The sequence below is a fragment of the Paenibacillus hunanensis genome, from assembly GCF_014645615.1.
In the GTDB taxonomy this organism is placed as follows: domain Bacteria; phylum Bacillota; class Bacilli; order Paenibacillales; family Paenibacillaceae; genus Saccharibacillus; species Saccharibacillus hunanensis.
This window is the reverse complement of record NZ_BMMB01000004.1, coordinates 226090-245996: the sequence shown is the minus strand read 5'-3', so window position 1 is coordinate 245996 and position 19907 is coordinate 226090. Positions and strand designations below refer to the sequence as shown.

17 protein-coding genes, 1 pseudogene and 1 riboswitch are annotated in these 19907 nt (G+C 47.1%); of the genes and pseudogenes, 5 read left to right on the top strand and 13 right to left on the bottom strand.

The window, feature by feature from the left end; all coding sequences use genetic code 11:
- Positions 1–45: 45 nt before the first annotated feature.
- From ribH to IEX62_RS09700, 5 genes and pseudogenes are all read right to left on the bottom strand, one after another.
- On the bottom strand, positions 46–516 hold the full coding sequence (gene ribH / locus IEX62_RS09720; RefSeq protein ID WP_188775264.1) for a 6,7-dimethyl-8-ribityllumazine synthase: 471 nt from the start codon (positions 514–516) through the stop codon (positions 46–48).
- Between the two features lie 77 nt (positions 517–593).
- Positions 594–1214 (bottom strand): annotated as a pseudogene (gene ribB / locus IEX62_RS09715) (3,4-dihydroxy-2-butanone-4-phosphate synthase); the annotation flags it as partial.
- A gap of 52 nt (positions 1215–1266) precedes the next feature.
- Positions 1267–1938, bottom strand: a complete 672-nt coding sequence (gene ribE, locus IEX62_RS09710; RefSeq protein WP_188775262.1) for a riboflavin synthase — start codon at positions 1936–1938, stop codon at positions 1267–1269.
- A gap of 25 nt (positions 1939–1963) precedes the next feature.
- Positions 1964–3064: a bifunctional diaminohydroxyphosphoribosylaminopyrimidine deaminase/5-amino-6-(5-phosphoribosylamino)uracil reductase RibD gene (gene ribD, locus IEX62_RS09705; protein ID WP_188775261.1), complete on the bottom strand. Its 1101-nt coding sequence runs from the start codon at positions 3062–3064 to the stop codon at positions 1964–1966.
- Positions 3065–3574: 510 nt separating this feature from the next.
- Positions 3575–3746, bottom strand: a riboswitch (FMN riboswitch).
- A 90-nt stretch (positions 3747–3836) separates the two neighbouring features.
- Complete coding sequence (locus IEX62_RS09700; RefSeq protein WP_188775260.1) at positions 3837–4190, bottom strand: winged helix-turn-helix transcriptional regulator; 354 nt, start codon at positions 4188–4190, stop codon at positions 3837–3839.
- A 125-nt stretch (positions 4191–4315) separates the two neighbouring features.
- On the opposite strand from IEX62_RS09700, the gene IEX62_RS09695 reads away from it, so the two are divergent.
- The 3 genes from IEX62_RS09695 (at position 4316) to IEX62_RS09685 (ending at position 9157) form a co-directional block, all read left to right on the top strand.
- Positions 4316–5314 carry a zinc-binding dehydrogenase gene (locus IEX62_RS09695; RefSeq protein ID WP_188775259.1) on the top strand — a complete coding sequence of 333 codons (999 nt, stop codon included), beginning with the start codon at positions 4316–4318 and terminating at the stop codon, positions 5312–5314.
- A 679-nt stretch (positions 5315–5993) separates the two neighbouring features.
- Positions 5994–7220, top strand: a complete 1227-nt coding sequence (locus tag IEX62_RS09690) for a replication initiation protein (RefSeq protein WP_188775258.1) — start codon at positions 5994–5996, stop codon at positions 7218–7220.
- Between the two features lie 968 nt (positions 7221–8188).
- Positions 8189–9157: a hypothetical protein gene (locus IEX62_RS09685; protein WP_188775257.1), complete on the top strand. Its 969-nt coding sequence runs from the start codon at positions 8189–8191 to the stop codon at positions 9155–9157.
- A gap of 315 nt (positions 9158–9472) precedes the next feature.
- Here IEX62_RS09685 and IEX62_RS09680 read toward each other — a convergent pair whose 3' ends face one another.
- The 3 genes from IEX62_RS09680 to lysA all read right to left on the bottom strand — a co-directional run bounded on the left by IEX62_RS09680 (position 9473) and on the right by lysA (position 13499).
- Complete coding sequence (locus IEX62_RS09680; protein ID WP_188775256.1) at positions 9473–11077, bottom strand: amidohydrolase; 1605 nt, start codon at positions 11075–11077, stop codon at positions 9473–9475.
- A 385-nt stretch (positions 11078–11462) separates the two neighbouring features.
- Positions 11463–11894, bottom strand: coding sequence for a peptidylprolyl isomerase (locus IEX62_RS09675; protein ID WP_188775255.1), 432 nt, complete (start codon positions 11892–11894; stop codon positions 11463–11465).
- A gap of 270 nt (positions 11895–12164) precedes the next feature.
- Positions 12165–13499 (bottom strand): diaminopimelate decarboxylase, encoded by a 1335-nt coding sequence (gene lysA / locus IEX62_RS09670; protein ID WP_188775254.1) that lies wholly within the window; start codon positions 13497–13499, stop codon positions 12165–12167.
- Positions 13500–14333: 834 nt separating this feature from the next.
- Between lysA and IEX62_RS09665 the strand changes: the two genes are divergently transcribed.
- Together IEX62_RS09665 and IEX62_RS09660 are read left to right on the top strand one after the other, a co-directional pair.
- Positions 14334–14738 carry a hypothetical protein gene (locus IEX62_RS09665; RefSeq protein ID WP_188775253.1) on the top strand — a complete coding sequence of 135 codons (405 nt, stop codon included), beginning with the start codon at positions 14334–14336 and terminating at the stop codon, positions 14736–14738.
- Positions 14728–15294 (top strand): hypothetical protein, encoded by a 567-nt coding sequence (locus IEX62_RS09660; protein WP_188775252.1) that lies wholly within the window; start codon positions 14728–14730, stop codon positions 15292–15294. Before IEX62_RS09665 ends, IEX62_RS09660 begins: the two co-directional genes overlap by 11 nt.
- Before the next feature lie 159 nt (positions 15295–15453).
- Here IEX62_RS09660 and IEX62_RS09655 read toward each other — a convergent pair whose 3' ends face one another.
- The 5 genes from IEX62_RS09655 to IEX62_RS09635 all read right to left on the bottom strand — a co-directional run bounded on the left by IEX62_RS09655 (position 15454) and on the right by IEX62_RS09635 (position 19740).
- On the bottom strand, positions 15454–16797 hold the full coding sequence (locus IEX62_RS09655) for a TldD/PmbA family protein (protein ID WP_188775251.1): 1344 nt from the start codon (positions 16795–16797) through the stop codon (positions 15454–15456).
- A gap of 3 nt (positions 16798–16800) precedes the next feature.
- Positions 16801–18189, bottom strand: coding sequence for a TldD/PmbA family protein (locus IEX62_RS09650; protein WP_188775250.1), 1389 nt, complete (start codon positions 18187–18189; stop codon positions 16801–16803).
- Positions 18190–18429: 240 nt separating this feature from the next.
- Positions 18430–18903 (bottom strand): DMT family transporter, encoded by a 474-nt coding sequence (locus tag IEX62_RS09645; protein WP_188775249.1) that lies wholly within the window; start codon positions 18901–18903, stop codon positions 18430–18432.
- Between the two features lie 20 nt (positions 18904–18923).
- Positions 18924–19355 (bottom strand): DMT family transporter, encoded by a 432-nt coding sequence (locus IEX62_RS09640; RefSeq protein ID WP_188775248.1) that lies wholly within the window; start codon positions 19353–19355, stop codon positions 18924–18926.
- A 70-nt stretch (positions 19356–19425) separates the two neighbouring features.
- Positions 19426–19740, bottom strand: coding sequence for an ArsR/SmtB family transcription factor (locus IEX62_RS09635; RefSeq protein ID WP_188775247.1), 315 nt, complete (start codon positions 19738–19740; stop codon positions 19426–19428).
- Positions 19741–19907: the final 167 nt, after the last annotated feature.

Sequence of the window (19907 nt, the reverse complement as noted above, 5' to 3'; positions counted from 1 at the left end):
TTTGGATGGCCTCTTTTTGTGAACTTTGATATGCGTTTATGCGGATTAGTTCTTGAATTGGCTGGACAGATTGGCCATTTCGATCGCCGCATTCGCCGAATCCCAGCCTTTGTTGCCGGCTTTGGTACCTGCGCGCTCGATCGCTTGCTCAATGCTCTCTGTCGTTACAATGCCGAAAATGACGGGTACGCCTGTTTTCAGATTGATCGCTGCAACGCCTTTGGCTACTTCGTTGCACACATAATCATAGTGCGTCGTTGAACCGCGAATCACTGTGCCCAGTGTGATGACTGCATCGTATTTGCCTGATTCCGCCATCTTTTGGGCGATTAACGGAATTTCGAATGCACCAGGTACCCAGGCAATATCAATATCATCCTGTGCTGTACCATGACGGTGCAGTGCATCCAGTGCACCGCTGAGCAGCTTGTTGGTAATAAATTCATTAAAACGTCCGACAACGATACCGAATTTCAGCCCCTGAGAAACTAAATGTCCTTCGAAAATATTCGCCATAGTTGGATTCCTCGCTTTGGTTAGTGTATGGGATAGTATACTGATTGACCTGAAATTTAATTACTTTGTAGCTCACTCTCATGCTTTTGCAAATAATGGATCAGCTCTTGAATGCTGATCAGCTTGAGATCATGCTTCTGTGCCAGCGTGCGTAGCTGATCCAGACGTGCCATCGTGCCGTCTTCATTCATAATTTCGCAGATGACGCCTGCCGGATACGCACCACTCAGACGTGCCAGATCGACAGCCGCTTCGGTATGTCCCGGCCGTGCCAGCACACCGCCCGGATTCGCAATGAGTGGAAACATATGCCCTGGACGGCGAAAATGCTCTGAGCCTGCTGCTGGATTCGTGATCGCCATCGCTGTGAGCGAGCGCTCATAAGCGGAAATGCCAGTTGTCGTATCCACATGATCAATCGAAACGGTAAAGGCTGTACCGTGATAGTCCGTATTTTGCTGCACCATCGGCTCCAGCTTCAGTTCCTGTGCACGCTCGGCTGTGATCGGTAAGCAGACCAAGCCACGTCCTTCGGTCACCATAAAATTAATGATCGCGGGTGTTGCATGATCAGCCAGCGCGATAAAATCGCCTTCGTTTTCCCGATCCTCATCATCCACCACAATAATGACCTTTCCCTGCTGCAAATCATGCACAGCATCCTCAATGCGGCTTAGACCGGTAAGTTCGTCACTCATGTGCTCCGCCTCCTTCTGTCTATCAGGATGCACTGCTATTCGTACGTGTAGGTTACATATACCCGTTTTGCTGTAAAAAATCCGCCGTCAAGCCGCTACCACGTGAAGACTGGGCATCATTCGGTGTCGACTGACGGTAATTCATCATATGCTCGATATATTTGCCCAGCACATCGCATTCGATATTGACCGTATCGCCCGGCTTACGATGCGCGAGCACCGTTTCCTTGAGCGTATGTGGAATGATCGAGATGGTAAAGCTACCGTTATCAACGGATACAACGGTAAGACTGATGCCATCGACGGCAATTGAGCCTTTGGGAATAATATAGCGGAATAGCTCGCTATGCTGAGGCTTGATATGGAAAATTACCGCATTCTGGTTGCTCTCAATCCCTTCAATCGTCGCCACGCCATCCACATGACCCTGCACGATATGACCGCCAAAGCGCCCATTCGCTGCCATCGCACGCTCCAGATTGATCGGACTTCCCGAACGCAGCTCCTTGAGACTGGACAGACGATACGTTTCTGGCATCACATCTACTGTAAAGATCGAGCCTGCAATCGTCGTTACAGTCAGGCAGACGCCATTGCAGGCAATGCTATCGCCCAGTGCTAGCCCATGCATAATATGGGATGCCTGAATACCAAGCACCATCGCTTCGCCGCGACGGTCTATTTTTTTCAACGTACCGATTTCCTCAATTAATCCGGTGAACATGGAGGATCACCTGCCTTTGCCAATTTTACAAATGATGATATAACGCACGTCCGCTGATGCACACATTGTCATCCAGCGTCTCGACCTCAACCTCATCGAGTGTCACGGCTTGATTCATCTTCTCAAAGCCATCAAATACGAATGTAGACAGGTTGCCGCCGATCAGCTTCGGTGCAAAGAAGAGCGTAATCCGATCCACCAAGCCTGCTTCGAGCATCGCCCCATTCAGCTTGCCGCCACCCTCCAGCAAAATGGAAGAAATCTCAAGCTCACCAAGACGACGCATCGCTAGATGCAGATCGACATGCTCGCCTTCACCGCAGATGAGCACCTGTACATGACGACTTTCCAGCTCTGCTATATGTGCGCGATCTGCCTGTGCAGTCGTCACTACGATGGTCGGTGCCAGTGTTGTATCAAGCAGTCGTGCTTCATTATCGATGCGCAGCTTCGAGTCGATCACGATACGAATCGGATTCAAGCCTGGCACCTCGGTACGAGTCGTCAGTTCTGGATCGTCTGCGCGCGCTGTGCCGATGCCAACCATAATTGCCTGATGACGATGACGCATCGCGTGTACACGTTCACGAGCGGCTGCATTGGAGATCCATTTGCTGTCACCTGTACGGGCAGCAAGACGTCCGTCGAGCGTACTTGCTGTCTTGAGTGTAACGAATGGCAGCTTGGTCGTAATGTACTTGTTAAATGTCTCGTTCAGACGCTCCGAACGCTTCGCCAGCACGCCAGTTACGACTTCAATACCATGACTGCGCAGACGCTCAATGCCTGAACCGGCTACCTGCGGATTCGGATCGACCGCGGCGACCACGACACGCTTAACCCCTTCGGCAATCAGTCGATCACTGCATGGTGGTGTCTTGCCATAATGACTGCAAGGCTCCAGCGTGACATAGGCTGTAGCTCCCTTCGCTTCAGCGCCAGCCATAGTGAGAGCATGCACCTCCGCATGTCCAGTGCCACGCTTCAAATGGGCGCCCATACCAACGACTCGCCCATCCTTCACAACTACACAGCCGACGACCGGGTTAATCTCCGTCTGTCCCTGGGCGCGCTCCGCCATATCCAGTGCAAGTGACATATAAAATTCATCGTTTAATAAGTTCATCTTCAGGGCTCCTTCGTATTGTACAAATGTGATCTGATCTGTTATCTCATCCATACCGCATCGTTCACGTTTCATTCGCCTTTTATAAAAAGAAGCTCAGTGAAATGATGAAAGCTGGAGGTGAAAGATCAAATCCTACAGTTTATTAAGTTACCATTTATAACATAGTAACAAAATTATACTTCATGAACAATCCGAAAACGCGAAAAGCCCCGCAGACCGGCAACATACCGGTACTACGGGGCATCATAAATAGACAGAAATATGGATTCAGTTCATACGCAAACAATGGTATTCACAAGTAATACCTTTGATTCGGCAGACATGATCATGCAAATAGGCATACGACAGCCCATTTCGCTATTCAGACCAATGATAATGATATACGGATGTGCCCGAATAAAGAAATATAGCAAACAAGCCATTTCCAGTCGGCAATCCTGTATCCATGCCTGAACAAGCGTGCATGAATCTCCATACGAACAGCGCCTACACATGCGTCAGACCTGTCCTTTTCCTCTCCCATCCAGACTATACTGTCGGCTCCGGATTCTCACCAGATCCACCGCCAAGCATGACATCATGCTCGCCGGGTCACGGACTTAGAGCTTGCAGACGGCAATTCGCCATCTATCATCTCAACACCGCCGGTGGGGAATTACACCCCGCCCCGAGGACAAAACTTATGAAGTTGTGGTGTCACTTACTCATTACCTGCTGCTGACATACATGCAGCGTAATGGTGAAATCATATCACCTTGATGATCGAAAATCAAGAAAGCTTATCCACACTGTTGGAATTACAATGATTCAACTGCTCTGCTCCCCATTCGGACATCAGTTCCAGAATCGGTGCCAGCGTCTCTCCAACTGGAGTTAATGAATATTCCACTCTGGGCGGAATTTCATTATATTGCTCCCGGTGAACAAGTCCATCCGCTTCCAGCTCTTTGAGCTGTCGGCTGAGTGTACGATGGGCGATGGGCTTGAGTTCATCCCATAGTCGATTGTACCGAATCACCTTCGATTTATGCAGCTTATACAAAATTACCCACTTCCACTTGCCTTCAATTTTCGAAATGGTGTAGTAGATGGGACAGCTTCCAAACTTCACGTCAAAGTCCATATCGATCCTCCTATTACTAACATAAAGGTTAGTCTATAACCTCAATGTGCATACTTATGCTATGTAGGCGTAGCCTATATACTTGAAATCTAACAATCTAACATTATCCTAACAGGAGGCTTGAGATGAGAGCAATCATACATGCAGGTGGTTCAGGTATACATTCCCTACAGCAGACAGAGCTACCCGAAGGGCTGCCCAGCGCAGGCGAAGTCAAAATACGACTGAAGGCTGCTGGATTAAATCATCGGGATTTATTTTTGATGGCAGAGCGAACAGACGCGGACTCTCCATTGATCCTCGGCTCCGATGGTGCAGGCATTATCGAAGCCGTCGGTGAAGGCGTAGACGAGCTGCTTATTGGCTCCGAAGTAATTATTAATCCCTGTCTAGACTGGGCTAAAACCAAACAGGTACCCACCGTTCCTAATATACTTGGTGGCCCGACTGCGGGAACATTAGCTGAATATGTCATTGTGCCAGAAGAAAATGTTATTCGCAAGCCCCCATATCTATCCTGGGAAGAAGCTGGTGGATTATCGCTTGCTGCTCTTACCGCTTATCGCGCTTTATTTACAAAGGGGCAATTGCAGCCAGGACAGCATGTACTGATTCCGGGAATTAGCGGCGGTGTTGCGACATTTGCCGCATTGATGGCAGCTGCAATTGGTGCTCATGTCACCGTCACCTCCAGAAGTGAAGTTAAGCGCCAAAAGGCTTTGGACTTGCCGATTACATCTGCGCTTGATAGTCATGCCGACTGGGTACAGGCTATTGGGATGAATGCGGTCGATCTCATTCTGGATAGCATCGGCCCGGCAACCTTTTCACAATATTTTGAAGTCATTAAGCCTAATGGAACGATTGTCGTATTCGGAGCTAGCTCTGGAGATGATATCACTATTCCGATGCGATCGTTATTTTTCCCACAGGTGAATATTAAAGGTACGTCGATGGGAAGTCATGAAGAATTTGCCGCAATGATGGCATTACTGGAGCAGCACAGCATTCGTCCAGTTATAGATAGCGTCTATCCATTGTCTGAGATTGACCTCGCTTTTAAACACATGGAGCAGAGTCAGCAGTTCGGGAATATTGTTATACGTATTGATGAGCGTGACTAAGCGGCGATTGAAGGACTAGTATCAAACTAGAGGTATGAAGGGCAGCCACGAATATGGCTGAGCGCTATCGGAGCTGTTCATCTTCATTGCATAAGACTTTTCTGGCATAAGACTTGTCCGGTTTGTACCGTTTGATACGAACGATTTAATATGTATCATCTGGTTTGCAAATGGGTGGTCAAGTCTCGATTGTACTATGGACATATTTAGGGTGGAATCTATACGAATCGGTCTCATAAATTACATTTTAACAGTTTTAGCTACACTTGCATTCGAACTATGACAAAAATAGGGTATCTACCGTCTATGCTACATTTTTGCCCTATTTTTGACTATGGTGACCCTCAATCTGTCCTCTTTGACCCTAAAATAGTCTGTCTTTGTCCTATTTCTGTCCATGCTTACAACCTACATTTGTCTACAGTTAATCCTAAAAACGTCCACTAAACACCCTAAAAATGTCCTCCTTTACCCTAAAGTTGTCCTGATCAACAACGAAAACACCTTGATAACACTGACTTTCTAGCTCTATAAAACAAGTAAATACTTTAAAACATGATAAACAAGAATTGTAAAACAGGAGTAAAACATCACAAGGTACGAGTTGTTGCTTCTGCCCTATTTTTCTCCTCATTTATACTATATAATTGGCTTTATTATCTGTTGTGGAGGAATTGAAATGCGCGGCAACAACCTCGTTACGAAATCAAACAACCTGATCGAGACACCATTGAAATTAGGGGTCGTTGAAATGCGGATTATTATTGTATTAATCAGCACGCTTTCTCCCAATGACGATGACTTTAAGCCATATCGCTTCAAAATTTCTGAATTTGCTAAGATGATCGGCGTGAAAAATAAAAATATTCATCAGCAAATTAAAGATTATACATATAGCCTGATGTCGCAGCCTTTTTATTTGCATGATAATTTGCAGGTAACGTGGCTCGCATCTGCGGAATATTTTCCTGGTGAAGGTGTAGTCGAGGTGGAATTTTCGCCCAAGCTCAAGCCTTATCTGCTTCAATTGAAGGAGAAATTCACTACCTATCGACTGATCGATATTATCAAGCTCAAAAGCGCGTATGCGATGCGCATTTACGAATTGCTCAAGCAATATGAGCGAATCGGCAGTCGTACGTTTACCGTACAGCGGCTCAAGGAGCTACTTGGCATTGAAGATCAATATCCGGTCTATGCTGATTTTAAAAAGCGTGTTCTCGTCAAAGCACAGCAGGAAATCAACAAGCATACCGATATTTCATTTTCATTCGAGGAAATGAAAACCGGACGCAAAATTACAGAGATCAAATTCCTTCTGACCAGCAAATCGGCTGACGCCAAGTCAAGTGTATTGAACCATCCAGACAAGCCTGCTGGCGCTCGCCACCATACCTCCTCCAGACTTCGTCAGCAGCTCAAGGAAGAGTTCGGCTTGCAAGCAAAGGCGATTGACCAGGTGCTGGCGCAATACGATAAGAACTATATCGCAGAGAATCTAGAGGTTGTTCGCAGTGATGCCAAGCGTGGCAGAATCAAGGATATTCCTGCCTATACGATGTCAGCATTAAAAACCGACTATCGCAAAAAACGCTCTGGTCTGGAAGAGGAACAGCTCGCTACACAGCAGGCGAAGCAAATCGGTATTGATCTGATGGAATCCTACATTCAGGAGCTATCGCAGCAGGTTCAGCAACATATTATTAGCTTATCGCCCCAGCAGCTGGAGCAGGAGCTGGAAGGGCTGAAATACAGCGTACGCACGCTGGGCATTGAGATTGTGGATGATGAGATATTAGATCCTTTCAGCGAGAGTGGAGGCTATTTTATCCAGTATATTCAGAAGAAATATTTTAAGGATTATACGTTTGAGCTGTATTGTGAACAGCAGACGGATCTGGATTGAGTATTACAGGGTGAACAGGAATTGCCTTTTTGATCATGTATCTGTGTTGATATATTGATACCTACGAGAAAGATCGTAGTGAAATAATGAAGAGCCAGTATCCTTGATGGATGCTGGCTTTTTAAATGGACAAAAATAGGGTGGAAATAAAGCATAGTTAGAAAAATCGCTTTTCGAACTACGCACTGTGCATAGATCGCTGTGAAAATAAGCAGAATCGCTATATGCAAGCAGATTCTCATTCGACTTCACGTCAACTATGACAAAAATAGGGTCGACAGTGTTAAGTTAACCACACTATTACCCCATTTTTGTCCATATTAATCTTGTCTGTAATGCGAGTAATCCGAGACTCATTTTTAAAAATTCATGTTACAAATTCACAGGCAGACGTATATTTGCAGGCAAGATGGACAAAAATAGGGTGCTCTATCGTAGGTATACTTTTTATGTAGATAAACCAACTAAACATACAGATCGCTTTGATCTATTCACAAGCTGTATAAACCTTCATCAATACTCTATTCTATTGGAACCGTATGGAAAACCACCCCGCCTATAATGACAAAAATCCATACATCAATATCTGATCATTTAATTTATATATTCAACTTATATTATGATATTCTTTTATTATGGTTTGAGCTTAAAAGAGACAACTATGACAAAAATAGGGCGTATAGCATGAAGCAGATTGTAGTATTACCCTATTTTTGTCCATGTTAATCCCCAATATGCCCCGTATCTAAAAATTTAAATATCTAAATAAATGAAGCTTCAGAGAACATCGCTACTATTGCGATCCTTATACGTTATACATTCGCAAAATTATAGATGCAGTACAGGTCATTTCACTGTATGATAGGGCTAACTTTATGCATAATGTCTACCTCACGATCATGCTCTAGCAGCAACGCTCCGCCAATCAACCGATCATCTATTTACTCCAATTTGATGAGGTGAACCTATTGAGAGAGCTTCCTACCCTTCGTCCACATAAATTGCCTGTACCTACACCCGTTCGTTCGACACCACAAAATTCACCTGTTACTGCGCTAGCTCATGCTCATCCGATTGCTCAATTGCAAAAGGTGCTTGGTAATCAGGCTACAGGTGCGATTATGCAGCGTCAGAAAAAGCGTTTCCGCCCAAAAGAGGATCATGCGAACCTTGCAACCTTTGAGCAGATGGCAGATAAACTGGATAGCTTAACTACCGCCGCACATACACTCACCCTTCAAGCGCTACAAACCGACAATCCAGGTCTGGTAAAGGATGAGGGCGTAACGACCGGGCACTATACGAATTGGCTGAATAATCCAAATGCGATGACTACCGGCTATGTGATCGAGGATATGGTCACGCAGGGCGTTTCTGGTGCAGCCGGATATTCTGCGCAGGAGACACATGGCAATGCGCGCCCTGACTTTGTACTGCGTGTACAGGATCAGCTGGGTGTGATTCGCGCTGGCGTTGTCGATATAACAAGCTCCAAAGAAGCCGGACATGTCCTGCAAAAGGACTTTAATCTGGCGAACTATGCCTACGTGGCTGAAGCAATCTATCCTAGTATTAACTTTAGCAATGTAAAAGCCAGCAACTTTACACTCAGTGCAGAGGATGAGGAATTAATCCAGAATGCTCGTATACGGCGTGCTCGCGAAACCTTTGCGGCACAAATGGGATTTTTGAAGCAGCAGCTTGATCTGTTGTATAATCAGTCCTTTTTGAACAAAGAAGCCAGCCAGAAAGCAGGTATCGCTAGAGCATGGCTCGCCAAAATCAAAACAACCGAGGATACCGAGCTAATCCATACAGCCGATCAAGCAATTCTGGAGGTGCGAGCCGCAGCCAAGACATCCATTTTCACGAATGGCTATGTGTTCCCACTGATTCACGAGATTATCGCTGGTATCAAGGCGCGGTATGAGTTATAAGTCAGTAGCTGTTAACGAACACGTATATCCGAATGTGAAAAAGATCATTCATCATGCCGTATTTTCAGTCATATTAAAAATAAGCCGCTGACTATTCATCGAGTCAGCGGCTTATTTTAACTAAGAGTAATCGATCTCTATACTAACCGTTCGGCTACCTGGCTACTCGGTTGCTAGCCGACTATAAGCAGTAGGTGTATGTGTTCTTACTATATAAACATAGTAAAGTGGCACATCATTCTTATCGGTCTACGCCAAATGATAGCTCAGGTCGGCGCACCTATCCTTACGGCAGCTCATCGAGATTGACCTTTATCAATCTGCACGATACCCAATCTCACCATTCACAATCGTCATGCGTACCTTTGCTTCAAGCAATTGCTGTGAGTGCTCATAAATATTCCGATCCAGCACAGTAAAATCAGCAGCCTTCTCGACAGCGATCGTCCCACGCTGTGCTTGCTCACTGACCGCAGCGGCGCTCCCGTCTGTAAACAGCTTCACACCCTCGGCAATGCTAAGCCGTTCCTGTGGCAAATAGCCTTCGGCTGGCTCCACATGCCGAGGATGACGGCGAGTAACGGCTGCATGAATACCAAGTAACGGATCGAGTGGCTCGATCGGCGCATCACTGCCGCCAGCACAGATTACACCCGCTTGGATTATTTTTTTCCATGCATACAAATACTCGGTGCGCTGCTCGCCTACACGATCCAGTACCCATGGAAAATCGCTGGCTACAAAGCGTGGCTGAATATCTGCAATAAGCGGCAATCGAAGCATACGCTCAAGGAGCTCCCGATCCAGTACCTGTGCATGAATGAAGCGGTCTGGCAAATGGCTGATTCCTGTTAACGGATACGCCTCCATCGCCTGTAGCGTCATATCCGCAGCACCATCCCCAATCGCATGAACTGCAATCGGGAAACCAAGACTTCGTGCGCGTGCAGTCAGCTCATTCAGACGCTGCTGGTCGTGAATCGCCATACCAGAAGTTGACGGATCATCGGCATACGGCTGACGAAGTAATGCTGTTCGTCCACCAATTGCGCCATCGGAGAAAATTTTGGCAGCACCAATCCGAAGCCATTCGTCTCCATCCCCTGCACGCATTCCGAGTGACTCTGCTTCATCCAGATGTGTATAATAAATCAACTGATGACTACGGAAACGCAAGCCTTCCTCGCGCAGCTCGCGGTGAATGCGCAACATTGTGTCGATGCTACCGAGAAAACGTAAATCCTCGGTATGTGCTCCGGTCAACCCTAAGCGCAACGCATCCTTACAGGCACGGCGAATCGCCTCCTTTTTGGTGGCATAATCCGGCTCTGGCTGTACCGCGACAAAGGCTTGATTCGCTTCTTCATATACCCAGCCGTTCAGCTCACCCGAGGAATCTCGCCCAAATGAACCAGATGGCGGATCAGGTGTGTCGCTGTGCACTCCAGCTCTGCGGAAAGCTTCACTGTTCGCAAGAAAAGCGTGAAAGCATGTACGAGTCAAATAAATCGGATGCTCGGTTGTGATCTCATCCAGCTCGTCACGCAGTGGTGGTACAGCTGGCGTAAACGCATTTTCATTCCAGTTCAGTCCGACAATCCATTCTCCAGGTGGCGTGATCGCAGTGCGCTGACGGATTAGCTCCAGCATCTCATGCTTGGAGCGTACATCCGTGAAGTCGAGCATCGACAGCTTCATACCATGCATGGATAGATGCATATGCGAATCGACCAGTCCCGGCAATACATAACCGCCGTCCCAGTCCACCGTCGTGTAGCTCCGTCCGCTCAGTTGTAGCTGTAGCTCGTCAAGACTACCCAGTGCGCGAATGATTCCATTTTCGGCGTAGATCGCTTCTGTTCCATTCGGTACGCCTATTTCAGGGTGAAAATGTCCATTTATGTATAAAGTTGCTGTCATATCTATTCTCCTTCGCCCGGTCATTAATAAATTTCAATTCGATCTCACTGGATGAATATACGTCTCAGAATGCAGTTATATTGGCATTTTTCTTGCAGCACAAGCTGTGCAGCTTGAGCAACATAAAGCACAATAATTATGCAGCCTATTCATCTAGAGTCCATCATTTATTAGGGTAATCATGATCAAAAGTTCACTCTGCTAGTGTAGCATAAGCAGGATTTGTTAAACTACCGTTCATGTAATCCCTTCTAAAATTACAGCGTAGCATCCTGTAGCACGACATAATCACATAAACGAACCGATACCCAAATACACAAAAAAGCGAAGGCTGCTTAACACAGCCCTCGCTTTTGTTTTATCCTATAGTATCGAATACGTAGAATTAAGCTTCTACAACTTCAACAGTTTCCATTTTGTCGCGGCCCTGGAATGCATCTACATATTCCATACCTTTTACGACTTTACCGAAAACGGTATGTTGACCGTCCAGGTGTGGTTGTGGTTGGTAGCAGATGTAGAATTGGCTACCGCCTGTGTCACGACCTGCGTGAGCCATAGCCAGTGTACCACGCTCATGCTTGTTCGGGTTGATTTCACATTTGATTGTGTAACCCGGGCCACCTGTACCTGTACCGTTCGGGCAACCGCCCTGTGCTACGAAGCCTGGAATAACGCGGTGGAAACTCAGACCGTTATAGAAGCCATCATTAGCCAGCTTTTCAAAGTTTGCTACCGTATTGGGAGCATCTTGATCGAACAGATCGATGACAACCTCGCCACCGTTTGCCAGTTTGATTTTAGCCTGTTTTGTCATAATTACATCTATCTCCTCTCAGCATTGGGCATGATGTTCATGCCGGATGGATAAAACTGCGACGAAAAGGTTAACGCAGCGCTCGTTGCTACTGCCTACATGCAAGCTTGCTTGTACGCCGTATGCAGCTCCTGCTCCCTCACCCTTCGGTTATAGGCCCGCATCATAAATACAGGATGCCATGCCCGCAGCAGTACAGCCGTGGCACAGCACCCTATCAGTTTACTATGAAATGTCTGTACGCGTAAAGGGTAAAGCCAATTCTAGCGCTTAGCGCTGAGCAGAAACGCTGCTACGCAAACGCGCAGGCACCACATCATTACGCGTAATATCCTCAAAGCTTTCACGCTCGACGATCAGATCGCTCTCTCCATCGCGTACCAGCACGACTGCTGGACGACGAATTCGATTGTAGTTGCTAGCCATCGAATAATTGTATGCACCCGTGCACGCAACGGCAAGTAGATCGCCTGCCATCGGCTCTGCCAGCTCGATATCCCAGATGAGCATATCGCCGCTCTCGCAGCATTTACCTGCTACAGATACAAGCTCGGTCGCTTCATCATTCGCACGATTCGCCAGCACAGCTTCGTACACTGCATCATAGAGCGCAGGACGTGGATTGTCCGTCATGCCGCCATCTACAGCGACATATTTGCGTACATTCGGAATATCCTTGCTCGTGCCAATCGTGTACAATGTCGTGCCTGCATCACCTACGATGCTACGTCCCGGCTCAATCCAGATCTGCGGTAATTGTCCTTCCAGACCAGCAAATTGCTGCTTCACCGCATCGGCAATTGCCTGTACATACTCCGCCGCATCCAGTGGGCTATCTTCCTCGGTATAACGAATACCGAAGCCGCCGCCAAGATTGATCACTTTAAACGTAACACCAACCTCCTGCTGCAACTGACGAGCAAAATCAGCTACACGCTGCGCAGCAACCTGAAATCCATCCACCTCGAAAATCTGCGATCCGATGTGCGAATGCAGTCCAAGTAGCTCGACATGCTCCAGCTTGTGAGCCAGTTTGACAGCTTCCTCTGCCGAGCCATTTCCGATATCAAAGCCAAATTTGGAATCTTCCTGTCCGGTGGAAATGAATTCATGCGTATGAGCTTCTACACCGGGGGTGACGCGGAGCAGAATACCCGGCTTCAAGCCTTTTTCCGCTGCGATCGCATCCAGCATCTGCATCTCGATAAAGTTATCAACGACAAAACAGCCAATTTCTGCATCCAGTGCCATTTCCAATTCATCCGGTGTTTTGTTATTACCGTGGAAATGAATACGTGCAGATGGGAAGCCTGCTTGTAGTGCAGTATGAAGTTCTCCCTCGGAAACAACATCCAGCGATAGTCCTTCTTCTTCCACGATACGGCACATCGCCATCGTACAAAATGCCTTACTCGCATAGGCTACCTGAAACTCCATGCCTGTCGCGCGAAAAGCATCCATATATTCACGACAACGCTGACGAATCAGTTGCTCGTCCATAATGTATAGAGGGGTGCCGTATTGCTCTTTCAGCTCTACTGTATCACAGCCACCGATTTCCAGATGGCCTTCGTTATTGATTGTGCTCGTTCCATGTAAATACATTGTTGTCCTCCGTTCGTTCTGTCAACTGAGTGTAGCGATATCGCTACGTATCGTGCAATGTATCGTCAGTATAGAATTGTTAGCTGGTGTTCAGAATGGATTATTGTGCTGAACATTTGTATTTTGCACGGTTTGTCAGGGTGGTGATTGGTAGTTTGTCATATTGTAGCATCAAATGATGGGGGGAGTGTTAATTTGCAATAAAGTTGTGGGCAGGCAACCACTCCGGGAAGGAATAAGGGAACGGACTCAGTGGAGCCGCGGGAATCTACTGGATTAGGAGTGAAGGTAGATTCCCGCCCCTCCAAAATCGTCCTTTTCCCTTATTTCCTTCCCTCCGTTCCGTGCCTGATGCATCATTATTTAAGTTCAGAACTGATTGCTTATACTTCTAGCCTTTCTCTGCTACTGCTACTGCTACTGCTACTGCTACTGCTACTGCTACTGCTACTGCTACTGCCAAATTATCTTGAATTTTTAATCTAATGCAAATTTAGATTGGCATTTTATGACCTTTTTGAGCTGTAGTTGAATTGCAGTGTTGCACTTCTAAATAGTGATTAGATATTCGGCGTTATTTGATCAATCGCCCTATTTTTGTCTTACGTAAGGTAGCTTCTGAATTATGGAGGGGTATTCTATACATATAGACAATAGTGAGTTAGACGTGGTTTGACTTTATTTCCGATTGCGTTGGGAATGTGCTATGGTAGGGGGAGATATTGATGGGGCTACGATGGGTTTGATTGAGTTTGGGAAAAGATTCACTTTTGTTGCTTGTGGTGGAATAGGATCACGGTAGTGAAGGTTATTATGGGACAGGTGGGATGTAGCGTGTTCTTTTTTGTAACGTGGCTTGTCTTTTTTGTCGTGTTCTGGGTGATGGCTTCTTTTTTTCGGTCGCGGCATAAGGTGATGGTTTCGTTATTGAGTTCGCTTGTTGTTAGTATGATCTGGCAGGTACTGGAGCAGTTTTATTTAAGCAGTATTCTGGTCGTTGCGTTTATTTTCTATTTTATTATTGGCAATATGAGTACGTTTCGGCAGGCGCATGTTAAGCTTAGTTTATCGGTATTACTTAGCGTGTCGGCGGTAACAGGGATATTATCTTTTACATATTTTAATCAGGCAACGGTGCCGTCGGATGCTGATCTTTTTGATCGGCTATGGCAATCGGGATACGAAGCAGATGGTGCAGTGCTTGATGAAGGTTTGCGAGGATTCAAATTTGTTAGATGAACGACAGATGGAGCGGCGGCTCAGTCGATTATTAATGGAAGCGTCCTTTTCCTCCAATCCTACCAGCGTGATGATGAAGCGACTGATGGCGATGGTTACTGATATGGGAATGTCATTAAAGCCAACTGTCGCTGGAGCATTTCGTGCGATAATTACACTGGATGGCACACTATCCTCTGTTAATCCGACCTTTTCTTTATCTGCTGCAAGTCAATCGTATAGCGGTCAGATCAATAAGGGACAGTTGATTAAGGAGCGGATTAGCAAGGTAAAAGGAAAGCTAGAGGATTATGTGCCCAAATTGCTAGAGCTACCGCTGCTTAAAGACAATCGAATTACGATTGCACGTGAAGATCCGCATAGCTTGCAGGATGTGGTGAGTATGGTGAGCGTGAGTATTTTTACCGTGATCTGTATGATCGTGATGCTGACTAGCTTTTTCGTTCAAGGGGAGCTGATGCGGTTTGTACTGGCTCCTTTATCGATAGCTGGCTTTGGCGTAGGGATGATCGTGTTAATGACCGCAGTGATTCGGCAGCTTCGGCTAAAAGTGTGAGATTGTATTGGAAAAGCCCTGCAAAGTTGGTATAACATGCTCTTCAACGAGAGTATGTTATACTGCCTTGCAGGGCTTTTGAGTTCTTTCAAGTGGATAGTATGAGGCTTTTAGCTTTTAGCTTTTAGCTTTTAGAGCTTTTAAACTCCGAATTCACCACTACGAACCCGAGATCGACAGCTCCCGCACACGCAATGACGGCGATGTACAGCTGCCGGTAAAGCGCGCATCATTGCCCAGCTCCACCACATCATTTAACAGCTCATAGAAATTACCGGACACGGTGATCTGATTCACCGGACGGGCAATGGCTCCATTTTCGATCAAATAACCAATGCAGCTTAGTGAAAAGTTCCCACTTGTTGGGTTCGTACCTGCATGTAAGCCGTGCAGCTCAGTAATGAGTACGCCATAGTCTATATCTGCGATTAGCTGCTTCAGGCTACGTGTGCCTGGCTCGATATACAGATTATGATGTGATACACCCAGCTTGCCTTTATAACCGCCTCTAGCTGCATTACCAGTCGTGGTCGTACCGGCTTTGGCAGCTGTTTTACGATTATGAAGGAAGGTGTTCAGCTTGCCCTGCTCGATCAGCACATTGCGGCTCGCTGCTACTCCCTCCGCATCAAAGGTCGTTGTGCCAGGCACACGCTCCATCAGCGGATCGTCCACCAGTGTGATATTGCTGCCTGCGATGGTCTCACCTAGCTTGCCGACCAGACTGGAGAAGCCCTTTTCTACCTGCTCTGCTGAGAAGATCGAAGCGTGAGCAGCCAGCAATGAAGATGCCGCATCCTCGCGTAGGATGACTGGAACCATGCCTGACGGCATGGAGGAAGCGCCCAGCTTGGACACCACTTCATACGCAGCCCGTTCAGCAATCTGCTGTGGATCAATCGCTTCAAAATTGCTCAGATCATAGTCAAACCAGCCACCGCTTACCGTCTCGCTCTCGGTTCCTGCCAGCACGTATACACTCATACTGCCGACGCTATCCTGCTGGTGGCAATGTAGTCCGCGCGTATTGGCGATCAGTACTTCATGCTCTCGTACACTGGCTGAGCTCTGACGTACCATCGTAATGCGCTCATCAGCATCCAGCACAAGCTGTTCAAGCTGCTTCGCTGCGGCGATCAGCTTATCCGGCGGTGTATCCAGCAATCCAGCTGTATACGTCTGAAGCTGTGGGTATTGATCCGAGCCACCGAATAGATCGCTATCATCGTCGGTATCGAGCACGGCGGCATTGCCTGCTGCTTCCTCTAGCAAAAAGCTAATGCTGTCTGTCTCCAACTGCTCGGTCGATGCATAGCCCATACGTCCACGAATTAATCCGCGAAAGGAAAGACCACTCGTCTCCGCTACACGATAGCTGTCCACTTCTCCAGCGCGTACGGTCACGGCTACCGAGCGACTGGCCGAATAATAGATTTCCATATCGGTGTATCCATACTCGCGTCCCTGTTCAAACAATCGCTCCTGAAATTGTGTAATCTTCATCGCTTACTCCCCCTTTCTACCGCCAACGGTCATCTCAGATACGCGCAGTGTTGGCTGACCGCAGTTCACTGGTAGACTACCGCTAACCGAACCGCACATGCCCTGTCCATGATCCAGATTACCGCCAACCATATCGATCTTTTGCAGCGTATCAATCCCTTTACCGATTAATGTCGCACCTTTGATCGGCTCGGCAATTTTCCCGTTACGAATCATATAGGCTTCATTTATAGCAAAGTTAAAATCACTCGTCGCCGTATTCACCGAGCCCCCGCCAAGTGAACGCGCATAGATACCATATTCGGTATTTGCGATCATCTGTTCACGCGTAGAATCCCCTTCGCTAATAAAGGTATTATTCATACGCGAGGTAGGTGCAAAACGGTACGATTGACGTCTACCCGAGCCTGTAGGTGCCATATTCATACGGCGCGAGCCAACACGGTCGATCAGATAGCCTTTTAATATTCCATTTTCGATCAGCACATTGCGCTGGGTCTTCATGCCTTCATCATCGATATTGAGCGAGCCCCATGCATTCGGAATCGTACCATCGTCGATAGCGGTAACCAGTGGCGAGGCAATCTGCTCGCCTAGCTTTCCTGCGAACACCGATGCGTTCACACCGACCGCAGTCGCTTCCAGACCGTGACCACAAGCCTCGTGGAACAATACGCCGCCAAAGCCATTTTCGATGACGACAGGTAGCTTACCACTTGGCGCATAGCCTGCCTTCACCATCGTAGCTGCAATGCGAGCTGCCTCTGCCGCTTCGGCTGCAATATCCAGTCCCTCGACAAATTCCATGCCAGCCAGTGCGCCAGGAGCACGCATACCGGATTGACGATTGGAGCCATCTACCGCTACCGCACTCAGACGAAGACGTGTATAGGTGCGTGTATCCTCTGCCCATAGCCCTTCCGAGTTGGCGATCAGCACCTTCTGCTGCCAGCTTAATAAACCGACCGAGGTCTGCTCAATAAGCGGATGCCCCTGCTTGAGCGCCTCGTGCGCCGTGCGCATAATGTCCAGCTTACGGCTATGCTGTGCTGCCGATGGTTGCTGTAGCACCGGATGGCGATTTTCTACCTGCAAGCGATCAAAGTTAATTACCGTATCCAGCTTAGACCCATCCAGTGCACCTGCTGCTTTGCGTGCTGTACGAAGCAGATTGTCCTCACTCAGATCACTTGTGTACGCATAGACGGAAAATACACCTTTCAAAATGCGAATCCCAATGCCATAGTCGCGCCCGGATAAGGCGCGCTCCAGTACACCACCGATCATTCCCAGATCGCGGTCGGTACGATCCTCTACGAAAATCTCTGCAAAATCGCCGCCTGTCTCCAGCGCAGCCTGCAATATTCTTTCCACTACGATAGGTTGAAGCATCGGGTTCCCTCCAGTCGTTGTTGCTCAAGCTTGAGCGTATGCAGTCATAACCTCTGCATGTAAAATGCTTGTGTTTCCTTATATTGTAACATTGAACGAGGTCGTATCCTAATCAGCGACGAATAAGCATCTTCTCACATCTGCTATATGGCAGTGCATCTGTATGATAGCAGTCTGCATTCCATCAGACGATATCATTTAAACGAGGGATGATGCTTCATCACAGTTATGATATTTCACTCATGCCACCTTGGAGCCCGCCTGCTCATCTGCCAAGCGATTTTCAAGAAAAACAAAGTACAATGCCGCCAGCATCAGTACAACACCAATCAGACGCTTCCAGCCAAATGGTACAATCGCACTTTCAAACCAGCCAAAATGATCAATCGCCATACTTGCAAGCAGTTGTCCTACAATGACAGAGATTACCGCCGATGTTACACCGATTTTCGGTACAGCCAGCACCATCAAGGATAGATAAATGACACCGAAGATCGCACACAGCAGCTGCCAGCGTGGAACCTCATGCAGACTCAATAGATTGCCCTGCCCGAAAAAGTTCACCACAATCGTCAATACAATCGCTCCAGTGAAGAAAGTAAAAAATGCACTCTCAATCGTTCCAATCTGGCGACCAAGTGTACCGTTCACCGCAGACTGCACACTGAGTCCAATACCAGCCAGCAGCGGTAAAATCATCATAATCAAGCTCATAACTATCGCCTCCTGTACTTTTACAAAATCAATATAAATGACACGGCCAGCAAGCCAACTGCAATCAATCGATTCGCATTCAATCGTATCCGCTGTGCTCCCAGCAAACCAAAATGCTCAATAATAATACTCATCACAATCTGACCGACAATCACCGCAGTCACCGACACTCCCACGCCAATCAAGGTCACACTAATGACCAGCAGACCCAGATACACCACACCAAGCAAGCCGCCTGTCAGATTCCAGCGTGGCACCGTGAAAATCTGCTTCAGATTCCCTTTACCGAAAAACAGCGTCACGAGAAAAGTCGCCATTGCTCCGATAATAAAAATGTAGTACGTGCTTTCCAACTCACCAATTCGCTCGCCGAGCGCACCACCGATCGCGGCTTCAATACTCAGTGACATGCCTGCAATGATAGCAGCTGCATAAATGAATAGCTTTGTCATCTACTCCACTCCTTTATATTTATATATCGAGAATATTCGATATGAACAAAAGAAAAAGAACCTGACCCGGTCAGATTTCCTGGTCGAGAAACCGGGCCAATCTTTTAATGTTATCTTCATTGCGCCGATAATACGTCCATTGCCCATAGCGTACAGCTTCTAGCAATCCAGCCTTTTGCATCATCGATAAATAATGCGAAACGGTTGATTGAGACAGATTCACCTTATCCTGAATATCTCCTACACAGACGCCCCCTTTAATGCTAACCTCCTTGGGCAAATGTGCTTGCTGCTTTGGAAAATGCTGCTCAGGTTCCTTCAACCATTGCAAAATTTGCAGACGCGTGCGATTGGATAATGCTTTAAACATATCGATTTCCGTCATGCTTCACAGTGTATATCGAAAAAGATCGATATGTCAAATCGGATATACCGTTACCCAGCATATGCTATTACATTCATAAGCTACGTATGCACTGAGCATAAATCTATATTCAACCTGAATCATTTGCTCAAGATATGGCTAAATAAATCAGATCACCGACAAATTCC